Source organism: Nonomuraea sp. bgisy101, assembly GCF_057708945.1.
Window position 1 is genome coordinate 12,198 of sequence record NZ_JBYITD010000045.1, and the last position, 12,935, is coordinate 25,132.

The 12,935-nt window shown below is 70.9% G+C and carries 13 protein-coding genes and 1 pseudogene; 5 read left to right on the forward strand and 9 right to left on the reverse strand.

Going from position 1 to position 12,935, the window contains the following annotated elements; translation table 11 throughout:
• The first annotated feature begins 98 nt into the window (after positions 1-98).
• Positions 99-878 carry an oxidoreductase gene (locus AC3EO4_RS48600; RefSeq protein ID WP_431902839.1) on the forward strand — a complete coding sequence of 260 codons (780 nt, stop codon included), beginning with the start codon at positions 99-101 and terminating at the stop codon, positions 876-878.
• A gap of 139 nt (positions 879-1,017) precedes the next feature.
• Here AC3EO4_RS48600 and AC3EO4_RS48605 read toward each other — a convergent pair whose 3' ends face one another.
• The gene (locus tag AC3EO4_RS48605) at positions 1,018-1,371 is read right to left on the reverse strand and encodes an MFS transporter (protein ID WP_379572119.1); all 354 of its coding nucleotides are present in this window, start codon (positions 1,369-1,371) and stop codon (positions 1,018-1,020) included.
• Positions 1,372-1,392: 21 nt separating this feature from the next.
• Here AC3EO4_RS48605 and AC3EO4_RS48610 point away from each other — a divergent pair, with 21 nt between their 5' ends.
• From AC3EO4_RS48610 to AC3EO4_RS48620, 3 genes are all read left to right on the forward strand, one after another.
• Entirely contained in the window at positions 1,393-1,530 is a 138-nt protein-coding gene (locus AC3EO4_RS48610) for a hypothetical protein (RefSeq protein WP_379572121.1), read from the forward strand.
• 92 nt (positions 1,531-1,622) lie between these two features.
• Entirely contained in the window at positions 1,623-2,861 is a 1,239-nt protein-coding gene (locus AC3EO4_RS48615; RefSeq protein WP_379572123.1) for a sensor histidine kinase, read from the forward strand.
• Positions 2,849-3,496, forward strand: coding sequence for a response regulator (locus AC3EO4_RS48620; RefSeq protein ID WP_379572125.1), 648 nt, complete (start codon positions 2,849-2,851; stop codon positions 3,494-3,496). Before AC3EO4_RS48615 ends, AC3EO4_RS48620 begins: the two co-directional genes overlap by 13 nt.
• Before the next feature lie 162 nt (positions 3,497-3,658).
• On the opposite strand, the gene AC3EO4_RS48625 is transcribed toward AC3EO4_RS48620, so the two are convergent.
• From AC3EO4_RS48625 to AC3EO4_RS48640, 4 genes are all read right to left on the reverse strand, one after another.
• Positions 3,659-5,473, reverse strand: coding sequence for a GEVED domain-containing protein (locus AC3EO4_RS48625; protein ID WP_431902842.1), 1,815 nt, complete (start codon positions 5,471-5,473; stop codon positions 3,659-3,661).
• A 46-nt stretch (positions 5,474-5,519) separates the two neighbouring features.
• Positions 5,520-6,737 (reverse strand): NAD(P)-binding domain-containing protein, encoded by a 1,218-nt coding sequence (locus tag AC3EO4_RS48630; protein ID WP_379572127.1) that lies wholly within the window; start codon positions 6,735-6,737, stop codon positions 5,520-5,522.
• 6 nt (positions 6,738-6,743) lie between these two features.
• Complete coding sequence (locus AC3EO4_RS48635) at positions 6,744-7,928, reverse strand: carboxylate--amine ligase (RefSeq protein ID WP_488186382.1); 1,185 nt, start codon at positions 7,926-7,928, stop codon at positions 6,744-6,746.
• Between the two features lie 356 nt (positions 7,929-8,284).
• Positions 8,285-8,566, reverse strand: a complete 282-nt coding sequence (locus tag AC3EO4_RS48640; protein WP_379572131.1) for a hypothetical protein — start codon at positions 8,564-8,566, stop codon at positions 8,285-8,287.
• Between AC3EO4_RS48640 and AC3EO4_RS48645 the strand changes: the two are divergent.
• Positions 8,553-8,786 (forward strand): annotated as a pseudogene (locus AC3EO4_RS48645) (glycosyl hydrolase); the annotation flags it as partial. The gene AC3EO4_RS48640 and the pseudogene AC3EO4_RS48645 overlap by 14 nt on opposite strands.
• 176 nt (positions 8,787-8,962) lie before the next feature.
• Here the strand turns inward: AC3EO4_RS48645 and AC3EO4_RS48650 are convergent.
• Genes AC3EO4_RS48650 through AC3EO4_RS48665 form a run of 4 tightly spaced genes read right to left on the reverse strand, consistent with a single transcriptional unit; the run spans position 8,963 to position 12,934 of the window.
• Entirely contained in the window at positions 8,963-10,495 is a 1,533-nt protein-coding gene (locus AC3EO4_RS48650) for a glycosyltransferase (RefSeq protein ID WP_431902844.1), read from the reverse strand.
• Positions 10,496-10,524: 29 nt separating this feature from the next.
• On the reverse strand, positions 10,525-11,127 hold the full coding sequence (locus tag AC3EO4_RS48655; protein ID WP_379572135.1) for a YveK family protein: 603 nt from the start codon (positions 11,125-11,127) through the stop codon (positions 10,525-10,527).
• Positions 11,128-11,129: 2 nt separating this feature from the next.
• Positions 11,130-12,239 (reverse strand): glycosyltransferase, encoded by a 1,110-nt coding sequence (locus tag AC3EO4_RS48660; protein WP_431902846.1) that lies wholly within the window; start codon positions 12,237-12,239, stop codon positions 11,130-11,132.
• Entirely contained in the window at positions 12,236-12,934 is a 699-nt protein-coding gene (locus AC3EO4_RS48665; RefSeq protein WP_431902848.1) for a polysaccharide deacetylase family protein, read from the reverse strand. Before AC3EO4_RS48665 ends, AC3EO4_RS48660 begins: the two co-directional genes overlap by 4 nt.
• Position 12,935: the final 1 nt, after the last annotated feature.

A 12,935-nucleotide genomic window follows, 5' to 3' on the forward strand; every position in this document is an offset into this window, starting at 1 on the left:
CGGCACTCACGTGGCGGATCCGACGGCGGTGGAGACCCGGCGTGGAGGCGCTTCGGATCGTCCGGATACGATACAGATCAGTGCTGTATTGTAAATCTATGACCGCGAAGATCTGCCTCATCACCGGAGCCTCGTCGGGGATCGGCCACGCCACCGCGCTGGAGCTCGTGCGCGCCGGCCACACCGTGTACGGCGCGGCACGCCGCGTTCGCCAGGTGCCCGGCGGCCACGCCCTCGCCATGGACGTCACGAACCCGGCCGATGTCGAGCACGCCGTCCGCACGGTCCTGGACGAGCAGGGTCGCATCGACGTCCTCGTCAACAACGCGGGGATCGGGCTGTACGGAGCCGTCGAGGACGTCCCGCTCGACCAGGCGCGCCACCTGTTCGAGGTCAACCTGTTCGGGGTGGCGCACCTGACCCGGCTGGTGCTGCCGCACATGAGGGAGCGGGGATCGGGCTCGATCGTCAACGTCTCGTCGATCGCCGGCGAGATCGCCCTGCCGCTCGGTGGCTGGTACCACGCCTCCAAGCACGCGCTCGAGGCGCTCACGGACTCGCTCCGCCAGGAGGTCAAGGCGTTCGGCGTCAACGTGGTGCTCATCCAGCCCGGCCTCATCAAGACGGAGTTCGAGCAGGACATCCGCGAGATCTCGGGGCGCGGCGCCTACCGCGACCTCGCGCAGGCGATGGCGGAGCGGGCGGAGAGCTCGACAGGGGGCTCGGATCCCGCCGTGGTGGCGACGGCCATCAGGAAGGCCGTCGAGTCCGCCCACCCCAGGCCCCGCCATCCGGTCGGCCACCTGGCCAGGACCGTCCTGTGGCTCAACAGGCTCCTGCCCGACCGCGCCTTCGACAAGCTGGTCACGAAGAGGTGACCCTCCTGCGTGGCGTGGGCCGTAGGGCGGCTGTGTGGTCCTCCTGCGTGGCGCGGGCGGTCAGCGGGGGGCGAGGTGACCCTCCTGCGTGGCGTGGGCCGTAGGGCGGCTGTGTGGCCCTCCTGCGTGGCGCGGGCCGTCAGCGGGCGGCGAGGTGACCTTTGTTGAGGGCGGTGGAGGCCATGCCGTTGGCGACGCCCTGCTCGTCGGCGGCGGTGCCGGTGGCGGCGGCGATCCACATGGAGGTCCACACGATGCCCTGCCCGACGCCGGAGACGACGAGTCCTGGTAGCAGCAGGCCGTAACCCGCGCCAGCGTCGAAGCCGAACGCCATGGCCGCCGTGCCCGCCGCACCGACGACGAAGCCGATCACCAGCATGCCGCGGTTGCCGATCCTGGTCGCGAGGCGTTCGCCGAGCTGGGTGCCGGTGGCGATGGCGAGGGAGGGGACCAGGAAGGCGAGGCCGGTCTGCAGGGCGCTGTAGCCGTGCACGCTCTGCAGCAGGAGGCGCCGATGACCAGCGGATCGCCCCAGCCGCGTTCGTCAGGCCGGGAGAACCTCCTCACACTGCGCAGGGACGACCTCGACGCCCGCTATCCGGGCTTGCTCGACGCGATCCTCGCCGGAGCCGTGCGGGACGAGGCGGGCTGAGGCCCGATAGGCGCGGGCCTCCCCGGCCGCGCCCTGAGGGGTGCAGTCCGCTGTAGTGCGCGAGGGTCCCGGCGTCATCCAAACTGGACAGCATGCGCGAGCGAACCAGACAAATGTGGCGAGGGGGACTGTACCTCCTGATCGGCCTCCCGTCGGCGGTGGCGACCATGCTCGTCCTGCCGCTGCTGGCCGTCGGCGTCATGACCACGGCGTTCGGCGGGCTCGGACTCGTGGTGTTCCCTCCGATGATGATGGGCCTGCGCTGGTGGGCCGAGTGGCACCGGAGCCGGGCCGCCGCGCTGCTGGGCGTGCCGCTGCCGCCGCGAAGGACCAGCCTTCCCAAGGGGTTGCGCGCGCAGTGGAAGCAGGCGCTCGACCGCGAGAGCAGGCGTGACGTGCTGTGGACGCTCCAGCACGTCGCGATCGGCCTGTCCGCCGGGCTGCTCGCGCTGATCTGCGTCGTAGGGCCGGTCACCACGCTGGTCAGCGTCCCCCTGTGGTGGCTGTACCCCGAGGGCGACCCGATGCGGGTGCTGGTGGGCACGCCGGTGCGAAGCTGGGACACCGCGCTCACCATGGGCGGCGTGCAGCTCCTCCTGCTGGGGGCGCTGGGATGGTGGACGCTGCCGCGCATGTCGCGCTTCCACGCGCGCCACTGCATGAAGGCGCTGGAGCCCTCGGTGGAGGACCAGCTCACCGAGCGCGTCGACGAGCTGACCGAGAGCAGGGCGGGCGTGCTCGACGCCCACGGCGCCGAGCTCCGCCGTATCGAGCGGGACCTGCACGACGGCACCCAGGCCAGGCTGGTGTCCATCGCGATGCGGCTGGGTGTCGCGCGGGAGGCGCTCGACGACGACGCGGGAACACTCGCCACCCTCCTGAAGGAGGCCCACGAGGGGACCGAGGAGGCCATGGTCGAACTGCGCGACGTGATCCGCACGATGTATCCGCCGATCCTCGCCGACCGCGGACTCGAAGGCGCGATCGCGGCGGTGGCCGCGCGCGCGGGCGTCCCCACCGAGGCGGAGCTCGGCGAGCTCGGCAGGCTGCCCGCGGCCGTCGAGGCGGCCGCCTACTTCATCGTGGCCGAGGCTCTCACCAACGCCGCCAAGCACAGCGGCGCGACCCGCGCGACGGTACGGCTGAGCAGACAGGGCGGCAGGCTCCTCGTCGAGGTCACCGACGACGGGATCGGCGGGGTGGACGAGGGCCGCGGCACCGGCGTGGTCGGCATCCGGCGCAGGGCCGCCGCGCTCGACGGCACCGTGCTCGTCCAGAGCCCCGCAGGCGGGCCGACCGCGATCACGGTGGAGCTGCCATGCGCGTCGTGATCGCAGAGGACAACGTGCTGCTCTCGGCTGGTCTCGAGCTGCTTCTCGGCACCAAGGGCATCGAGGTGGCCGCCGTCGTCGTCGACGGCCCCGCCCTGATGGAAGCCGTCGAACAGCACGAACCCGACGCCGTGATCGCCGACGTACGGCTGCCGCCCTCCTTCCGCGACGAGGGGATCAGGGCCGCGCTGGAGGTCCGTCAGGCACACCCCGGCATGCCGGTTCTCGTGCTGTCGCAGTACGTCGAGAAGGTGTACGCCCGCGAGCTCCTGTCAGACGGCAAGGGCGGCGTCGGCTACCTGCTGAAGGACAGGGTGAGCAGGGTCGGCGAGTTCGTCGACGGCCTGCGCAGGGTCGCCGCCGGCGGCACCGTCATGGACCCCGAGGTCATCGCCCAGCTCATGGCGGGCACCGGCAAGAACGCCCTCGACGCGATCACCAACCGCGAGCGGGAGGTGCTCGCGCTGATGGCGGAGGGGCTCGGCAACACCGAGATCGGCAAGCGGCTGTTCATCACGGACAACGCCGTGCACAAGCACATCGGCAACATCTTCGCCAAGCTCGGCCTGCCGGTGGCAGACGGAGGACATCGCCGGGTCCTGGCGGTGCTCACCTTCCTCAACAGCCAGCCGTGACGGGAAACCATCAGCAGCCGCCGTGACAAAAGGCCTTCCCTTCACCGGTCCGCCGTGACGGAAGGCCTGTACCGGGGCGTCAGGACGGCGGTGGATACCGGCGGGGAGACGCGAACGAGGCCCGCATCAGAGATGCGGGCCTCGCTCGGAACCTTCAGGCGATCAGAAGTCGGGGCGCTCCCCGGTGGCGACATGCCACCCGTACTCCACCGCGGTCAGCGGTTTGAGCTCGGTCGACTCCCAGGAAGGCTGGGGCATGCTCTGCTCGGGCGTGACCTCGGCCTTGGCGGCCTCGTCAGCGGCCCGCTCGCGCATGTCCCTGATCCGTGCACGCGTGGCCTCGGCCCGCTCACGCCTGGCGGCGGCGAGGGCCGAGGCCCTGTCGCGCCTGGAACCGCGTCTGTCGTCCCTGGCCCCGGTGTCGCCCCGGTGGCGCCTGGCGTCGGCCTCGGAACGCGCTCGCCTGGCCTCGGCACGGTCGTGCCTCATCCTTTCGAACGCGGCCCGGTTCGGCGTCGGCCAGTCGGCGTGGGGCCGGCCGGACCCCGGCCGCTGGCCCTCGTGCCGATGGGCCTCGTGCCTGCGCCGCTCAGCCCTGGGCCTGCCTTCGTACCCGGGCCTGCCCTCGAACCTGTGCCTGCCCTCGTACCTGGGCCGGTCCGTCCTGGGCTGCTCCCGCCTCGGCCTGTTCGCCTTCGACGGGACCACCCTGGCCGAAACCACCCTCGGCGGGTTGACCACCGGCGGCGCGATCACCGGCGGCTCGGCCTCGGACGACTCGGTCGTCGGCGTGATGGCCTCGCGCCTCGGGAGCGCGAGCTGGTAGTCCTCCACCTCGCCGCTGTCGGCCCATCCCGTCGAATCCGCCACTCCGCCGGACGTGGCGGCGATGCGGAGCCGCATCCACGTGCTCCCCTGCCCGACCGCCTCGGGAACGTTCCAGGTCAGCGTATGCTTGCCGGCGCCCGCGTCGACGTTGGCGTCGGTCCGCTCGGACGCCTCGAACCTGCCGTCGCGGTCGAAGTCGATCCACCCCGCCAGGTCGGCACCCGAACCGGAGCGCACGGGAACCTCCAGCGAGTACGAGGTGGCGCCGTCCGGCAGGCGCTGGATGTCCTCGGGCTTCAACCCGTCGTCGGTGTCGGTGTTCTGCCGCAGCCCTCGCGGCATGAAACTCAGCGTGTTGATGTTGTCGGCCGTCACGTCCTCACCGATGAAGGTGTCGGTGATGGCGTGCGAGGCGGCGCCGTACGAGGCTGGCGCGTCGGAGTCGTCCTCGTACAGCGACAGCTTGAAGGCGCCCCACAGGTGGGGGACGCCCGCGTCGCCCATCGTGCGCACGTTGCGGGCGCGCAGCCTGATGGTGAACGAGGTGATCGTGCCGTTCACCTGGACGGTGCCGCAGGTGTACACGACGCCGCAGGTGGTGGAGGCGACCCTGTAGACACGGTCGGGCACGATCGAGGTGTCCGTGACCGTGAAGCCGGGAAAGCCCGCCGCGTTGGTGAAGGTGGGCATGGTGGGAGTTCCCCGGACCAGGTCCACTCCCGGCCAGTAGTCGTCGCGCCTGCCTTCGGGGCCCTCGGTCACGCCTCCCGTGCCGAACACGTGCAGGCGCGGGTCGCGTACAGGCCTGGAGAAGGTGAACGTCAGTTCGGCGACGTCAGCCCATCCGTTGACGTCGACCTTGAAGTCCTCGTAGCGGTCGACGATGCCCGCGTCCGCCTTGGCGTTGGCGGGGATGAGGTACTCGTCGGCCGGAGCCTGAGGATCGGTGGGCGACACCCTGGCCGAGCCCACCCGCGACCCGTTGAGCATCGTCTTGGTGATGGCGACCGTCACTCCTGACGGGGTGTCGCCCGCGGCTTCGGTCGGCGAGTTCGTGAAGGAGATCGGTCGTTCGCCTGCGTAGGCGAAGGGAACGATTCCCGCGGCCCCGACGAGTGCGGCTGTCACACCGGCGAGGAATACACGCACACCCAATTTCGCTCCCTTGTTCTTCCAGTCGGGACTTGGTACAAGATCAAACTGCTTTGCGGACCTGGCCTACGAGGCCACGGGTGACCCTTCTCGCGGCGAAGTCGCAGCCGTGGACGAACCGCATGGCGGGGCCGAACGAGGCGGCCGCCGCGAGTCCGACGAGATACAGCCCCGTCAGCGGGGTCTCGAAGGTCCTCGACAGCCGCGGCGTCGGACCCAATGACCGGATGCCGCGCCGCAGCGTCGGGTCGAGGATGTCGATCCGGCCCACGTCCACCTGGTAGCCGGTCGCGGCGATCACGTGCTCGGTCTCGAGCGTTTCGACCTTGCCCCTACCGGTGGTCAGGTGCAGCCGTACGGCGCCGCGGTGGTCCGCGCCCTCCAGCCGCGCGCCCAACGTCACGGGAACCGCGCCGTCGAAGCGCTCCTTGAGCCACCACGAGCCCGCAGGGCCCAGCGTGGTGCGCACGATGTGGCTGCGGGTCGCCTTCGGCAGGTACCTGACGACGCCCGGCATCTCGGCGTACACCAGAGACCGCCACCCAGCGCCGAGCCCCGAACGGGGTGCCAGCGTGCGGGCCAGGACCGAGCGCTGGTCGTTGGGCGTTTCGTTCCAGGCCAGCGCCTTGGTCCTGGCGATGATGCGCGGTTTGGCGCCCGCTTCCACGAGCAGCGTCGCCGTCTCCAGCGCGGACTGGCCCGCGCCGACGACGGCCACGTGCCGGCCTGCGAAGGCCGACAGGTCGTGGTGGTCGGAGCTGTGTGATGACACCTCGGGCGGCAGTTCGGCCAGAGCGCTCGGCCTGTGCGCGAACGGCAGGAAGCCCAGCGCCAGCACGACGGTCCTGGCCAGCACGCACGCCCCTGACGAGAGCGTGACGGTGAACAGCCCGCCTTCTGTGCCTACCTCGGTCACCGTCGACTCGTCGAGCGCGTCTCTGACAGCCTGCGCGTGGAACCATTTGCCGTAGGCGACGAACGTTTCCACGGGGATGGGCTCGCCATAGGAGTAGCGGCGGAAGGCGTCGAGGCCGTACCGCTTGTCGGGATCGCCCAGATGAGAGGCGTCCGGTTCGGATTTCAGCAGCATCCCGCGTGGCATATGCCATTCCCATGCTTGCATGGGTCGCCCGAAAACGCGCGCTTCGAGTCCGGCCGCGAGGGCGTGGGCGGCCACCGAAAGGCCATAGGGACCCGCGCCCACAATTGCCACGTCTAGCACCGGCGTCTGCAAATCTTCCCCTCCTGTTCGTAGGCACACAAAAGCCTATTTCCGGCCCCTCGCCAGGCGAGTAAAGCCACGCCTTATCGACTGTCTAGCCATTGCCACGAAGGGCCAGAAATCGTCCGCCGAAAGCCAGGCGAGCTCGTCGGCGTCGTATATGGCGCGCAGCCATCCGGTGCACGTCCGTTCGCGTCCCAAGCGGAACGCCGGATAGACGTCGTAGTTCTCGACCAGGAAGGTCCGCCCGTAGAGGCCGCGGGCCGCGGCCGACGGCTTGCCCGACAGGTGCAGGTGCATGGCGCGCACGAGGTCGAGGCCGCGACCGTCGCCGAACAGCCGGAACTGCGCACCGAGACGTGGATTGAAGTCGAGAAGGTAGTACAGGTCATCGGCCGTGTCGTAACGGAAGTCGATGTCCAGGACGCCGCGGTAGCCCAGCTCGGCAGCCATCGTGTTGGCCGCGTTCTCGATCGCGGGATTGGGCAGTGCCCTGCCGTACGTGGTGAGCCCGGCGCCGGGCGGATAGGAGCGCTCCTTCCTTCCCGTTCCGCTGAACAGGCAGGTGGAGGCGTGGTCGTAGTAGCCGTGGAAGAACCAGTCGGACCCGGGGCCGCCTGGCACGAAGCGCTGCAGGAGCAGGTCGCAGTCGTTCTTGTGCCCGAGCAGGCCGACTGCCTGCTCGGGCTCGTGGATCAGGCTGGTGTTGCGCAGGCCGGCCTCGCGGGGGAGCAGCCACGGCTGGGCCCATTTGGCCACCAGCGGCAGCCCGAGGTCGCCGACCGCGGAGGAGACGTCGTCCTCACAGGTCACGGTCCGGGTCTCGGGGTGTGGGATGCCGAGAGAGGTGCACAGCGCGGCCAGCTTGGCCTTGTCGGCGAGCGCGCGGGGCAGCCCCGGCGCCTGGTCGGGCAGTAGGAAGTAGGGGCGCAGCGCGGCCGAGTGCTCGGCCACCGCGATGGCGCCGGCGTCGTCCATGACGACGAGCACGGCCCTGCGCCCGATCCGCTCGGCCACCGCGACCAGCGTCTCGACGACGCCCCCGCTTCGCGGCCAGGTGTACATGCGGCTCAGGTATTTCGACCGGGAGACGGGCGCGTGACGGCCTTCGATGAGCCCGTGCACTTCCACACCGGCTCTGCCGAGTGAGCGAATAGCGCCGAGTGTCCCATGATGAAAGATATTGTCGTCCAACCGCAGCACCAGCGCGGGGACGGTCGAATCAAGCATTTTCTGCGTTCCACTCCAAAAGTCAATGCCTCATCTAGGGCATTCCCCTGCAACTCGCGGGCTTGGTATTGGCTATGTCGGTGACCTGGGTATATAGGGTGAGACCTGAGACAACATATGGAGACGTGCGTAATGACCGCCAAAAATGGATACGTTCGCTGTCTTTTCGCGATACTCGCGGGATCGGCGGCTGTGGCGTGGTTTTCCACGGGCACGCGGGTCAACGGTGCGCTGCGTGACGAGGACGCGCGCGAGACCGCCGCGCTCGGTGTCTTTCTCGCCTCCGACAAGCGAGGGCCCGAGCAGGTGCCCCGCTTCGAGTCGTGGCTGGGCGCCGAGGTGACGGTCGGCCGTACCTATCTGCCGGGGGAGGTCTGGGGGTCGCTGCAGGGCCCCGGGTTCATCCTCGAGCCGTGGACGCGCTGGCGCGCCGCCAAGCCGGGCCGGATCCTGGCGCTGAACGTGCCGATGATCACCCCGAACGAGGGCGAGATGTCCGACGACGAGGTGGCCACGCTGCTCCGCGCGGGCGCGAACGGCGCCTTCGACCCGTTCTTCGAGCGCCTGGCGCAGAAGCTGGTGGACGCCGACGCCGCCGACACCATCATCGTGCTCGGCTGGGAGATGAACGGCAGCACCTACTCCCACCGGTGCAGGCCCGATCCCGACGCGTGGAAGAGCTACTGGCGGCGCATCGTCACGGCGATGCGAGCGACGCCGGGACAGCGGTTCCGCTTCGACTTCGCGCCGACGCGAGGACACGACGCGATCGCCTGGACGAGTTGCTACCCGGGCGACGACGTCGTCGACATCATCGGCATGGACAGCTACGACCTGGCCCCTGGCAAGTCCTTCTCCGACTACGTGGAGCAGCCGTACGGGCTTCAGGCGCAGGCCGACTTCGCCGAGGCGCACGGCAAGCCGATCTCGTTCCCCGAGTGGGGGCTGTTCCACTACGGAGACCGCCCCGACTACGTGCGCAGGATGCTCGACTGGATCGCCAAGCACGACGTGGTCTATCACTCGATCTCCGACTACTGTCCGCATGGCGTCTGGCAGTGTTCGTCGAATCCGCGCTCGTCGGCGCTGTTCCGCAAGCTGTTGCAGCAGCCGGCGCCCGTGACGGCGACGCCGCTGGCGCCGACCCCCTTGCCGTCGACGCTGCTCACGCCGAGCCCGCTCGAGACCGCCTCCGGCACGCCGGAGCCGTCCTCGGCCGAGCCGGGGACGCCGAGCCCGGTCGGGTCCGGCGCGCTGACGCCGGCGCCGTTCATCCCGCCGGAGGACACGACGGTCACGCTGCCTCCGTTCGACACGGTGCCGTTCACGCCCACGCCGTTCACACCGACGCCGCTGACGCCGACGCCGTTCACGCCGACGCCGCCGGCGCCCGTCCTCGAAGCGCAGGCGCAGGCGGCCGAGGCCGCCGCGGTCCCGACGCCGACGCCGGCGCCGCCGCCCACCCCGCCGGTGGCGCCGAGAAAGGCGGAAGAGCCGGACAGCCGCAGTACGTGCTCGGCGAGCTCGTCGAACGCGACCGCGATGTCGAAGGACGCGGAGCGGGCCACGGCGACGCGCCCCTCGGCGGAGGCGAGCTCGGGCTGCGCGAGCCTGAGCAGCAGCGCCTCGGCCAACGCGGGAACGTCTTCAGCCGGTACGGCCACGCCCGCGCCCTCGCCGACCACCTCGGTCAGGCCGGGAACGTCGTAGACGACCAGTGACCGCCCCGTGGCCATGGCCTCGAGGGCGGTCAACGGCAGCCCCTCCCAGCGGGAGGGCAGGACCACCACGTCGGCGGCGGCGTACCAGGACCGGGCGTCGTCCACGGCGCCCACGAACTGGGCGCCCGGCGTGTCCAGCGAGCGGAGCTCGTCGAGCAGGTCGCCGTCGCCCACGATGGCGAGCCTGGCCTGCTCACACCTGTCCATGACCAGCTCCCATGCCGACAGCAGCAGGTCCTGCCCCTTCTGGCGGGTGACCCTGCCGACGCACACGGCCAGCGGAGCCGACCAGAGGATGCCGTGACGCTCCCGCGCGGTGGCCCGCTCCTCCTTGTCGGCGGGGTGGAACCGGCGCAGGTCGACACCGTTGCGCACGACCACGAGGTTGCCCCGCACACCGTTGCGCCGGGCGAGCGCCGACTCGCCCTCGCCCACGCACACGAGCAGGTCCGACCATCGGGCGGCCCGGCGCTCCCACGCCAGCGCGGCCCTGGCGACCAGGCCGCGGGCGGCCAGCCACGACCAGCCGTGCGGCTGGAAGATCGTGGGTATCCTGCCGCGGATCGCGGCCCTGCCGGCCAGTCCCGCCTTGGCCGAGTGCAGGTGCACCGCGTCCGGTCCGAACGCGGCGACCAGCCGGCCGAGCCGCCGGATCGCGGCAACGTCGCGCGGGCCGGGTGAGCGCTCCACCGGCCAGTCGAGCCACGGCACCTCCAGCTCGGCCAGCTGTTCACGCAGCGGGCCCTCCTGCGGGCACGCGACCGCCACCTGCCAGCCGCGCCGTACCTGGTCCGCCACCACGGCGGCCACGTAGGCGCCCACGCCGCCGTCCACGGGCTGTGTCACGTGCAGGACACGCGGGCCCGCGGGGCCCCTCACGTCTCCGCCCCGCTCATCGCAGGAGTTTTCGTCGGCTCGCTCACCGCGGCGGCCTGCTCCGGCATGGGCCGGGCGAGCATGTACGGCGCGGCCAGGTAGACGAGACCCGCGACGAGCACCGCAGCGGCCGCCCCGACGGTCACGTTGACCAGCAGGACGGGCGACGAGGGCGAGGTCGGCAGGGCGGCGGCGGCGAAGCTGGTCATGCGCACCTTGGTGTCGGTCGAGTGGCCGTTGGCGTAGATGATCAGCGCGGCGGCCGCCTGGTTGGCCTGGTCGGCCGCCTCACGGGCGGTAGGGGCCAGCGCGGTGAGCTTGATGAGCGGCGCGTCGGGCGAGGCGGACGCGCTCAGCGTCCTTCGTGCCTCCTCGTCGCCGACGATGAGGCCGGGTTGGACGGCGATCCTGCTGTAGGCCTGGGCGTAGTGCATCGCCTCGGTCATGTCCCCGTCCGCCACGACCACCACGAAGGTGTCGGAGCTGTAGACGGGTTCCTTGACCAGGGAGTAGAAGAGACCCGCCTGCACCCCGAGCAGCAGCGACAGCGGCAGCCACCACCGCGCCAGCCACCGCATCACCCGAAGCTGCTTCCATGTCATCGCTACTCCTTGTTCGCTGTGGCGCCCAGCAGGCGCCGGTAGAGCGCTTCCAGTTGGTCGACCTGGTGTCGGATGTCGTAGAGCCGGACGGCTCCAGGAGGCGCCAACCTGGCGGGCCGCGCCGCGGCCAGCGCCCTGATCTCGGCGCCCAGCTCGCCCTGGGTGACGCGCCGCGCTCCCGGCGCGGCGTCACGGGGCAGGTCGTCGATGGCGGGGCAGGTGCCGTAGAGGACGGGAAGGCCCGCCGCGAGCGCCTCGACGGCGGCCAGGCCGAACGTCTCCTCCTCCGAGGGCGCGGCCAGCACGTCCATCGCCGAGAGCATGCCCCGCATGTCGGCCGACTCGCCGGTGAAGATCACTCGCCGCTCGACCCCGATCGCGCGGGCGAGAGCCTCGAGCCGCCGCCTGAGCGATCCCGCGCCGACCAGCAGCAGGACCATGCGCGGGTCCTCGGCGTCCCCTGCGCTCTTCATGGCCTCGATGAGCAGGTCGAAGCGCTTGCCATGCTCGAGACGCCCGACCCCGCCGACCACGAACGTGTCCATCGGCAGGCCCAGCGCGGCGCGGGTCCGCTGCCTCAGCCGCGGGTCGTAGCCGAACGCGGCGCCGTCGATGCCGTTGGCGATGACCACGATGCGAGAGCGCGGGATCCCCCACGCGACCAGCCGGTCGGCCACGGCGCGGGACACCGCCACGGTGGTGTGGCCGAGCAGCTCGCTGGCCAGGTAGAGCTGCCTGATCGCCATGGTGATGCGCCGTCCCTCGATGCGCTCGTACCCGATCGAGTGCTCGGTCGCCACGATCGCGGGGACGTTGGCCAGCCGCGCGGCCAGCCTGCCGTAGACGCAGGCGCGGTACAGGTGGGCGTGCACCACCTCGTAGCGGCCCGCCCGCATCAGCCTGGCCAGCCGCCCCACCGCGCGCACGTCGCGGTTGCCGTGCATGTCGAGCTGGTGGACCGGCACGCCCGCCTTCCTGATGGCCTCCGCCATCACGCCGAGCCCCGTCAGCACCGCGACCTCGCACCGCGCGTTCATGTACGGCAGCAGCGCCCGCAACTGCTGCTCGGCACCTCCGGCGGCCAGCCCGGTGATGACGTGGAGAACCTTCACGACCCCCACCGCATCCGGTGTCGCAGCCGCTTGGCGTGTAGCCGCAGCGAGCCGTCGCGGTCGCCGACGTAGGTGCGCGGCAGCGCGTGCAGGCTGCTGAGCTCGGACTTCCAGATGGCGCACGCGTACTGGTAGCCCGCTTCGCGGACGGCGGCCACCTCGCGGGCGCCGGCGTGACCGTACGGGTAGCAGAAGCCGGTCACCTCACCGCCGACGATCTCCTCCAGCGCCGCCTTGCTCGCCACCAGTTCGTGCGCGAGCTCCTCGTCGGCCAGAGTGGTCAGCGAGCGGTGCGCGACGGAGTGCGAGCCGACCTCCATGCCGAGGTCGGCCATCCTGCGCACGTCGTCGGCGTCCATGAGCGGTTTGCGGGGATAGCCGGCGTCGGCGTCCCACGCGTTGAAGCCGCCGAGCTCGCCCGTGACGGGGTACACGGTGGCCGTGAACCCGTGGTCGAGCAGGACGGGGACGACCTCGGAGGCGAAGTCCGTGTAGCCGTCGTCGAAGGTGAGACCGACCAGGCGGCGTGCCGTTCCTGATCGCAGCGCGGCGATGAGGTCCCGCATCGAGACCCCGCGCAGCCCGCGCGCCGACAGCCAGCGCATCTGGGCGGCGAACCTGTCGGGTGAGACGGTGACGAGCAGCGGGTCGCTGTCGTACTTGGTCACCGAGTGATACATGAGCACAAGCGGCATG

Bases quoted from the DNA above. Each gene is read 5' to 3' on its own strand.
- AC3EO4_RS48600 (WP_431902839.1), top strand. From the start codon at position 99: ATGACCGCGAAGATCTGCCTCATCACCGGAGCCTCGTCGGGGATCGGC.
- AC3EO4_RS48610 (WP_379572121.1), top strand. From the start codon at position 1,393: ATGACCAGCGGATCGCCCCAGCCGCGTTCGTCAGGCCGGGAGAACCTC.
- AC3EO4_RS48615 (WP_379572123.1), top strand. From the start codon at position 1,623: ATGCGCGAGCGAACCAGACAAATGTGGCGAGGGGGACTGTACCTCCTG.
- AC3EO4_RS48620 (WP_379572125.1), top strand. From the start codon at position 2,849: ATGCGCGTCGTGATCGCAGAGGACAACGTGCTGCTCTCGGCTGGTCTC.
- AC3EO4_RS48635 (WP_488186382.1), bottom strand. From the start codon at position 7,928: ATGCTTGATTCGACCGTCCCCGCGCTGGTGCTGCGGTTGGACGACAAT.
- AC3EO4_RS48655 (WP_379572135.1), bottom strand. From the start codon at position 11,127: ATGACATGGAAGCAGCTTCGGGTGATGCGGTGGCTGGCGCGGTGGTGG.
- AC3EO4_RS48665 (WP_431902848.1), bottom strand. From the start codon at position 12,934: ATGCCGCTTGTGCTCATGTATCACTCGGTGACCAAGTACGACAGCGAC.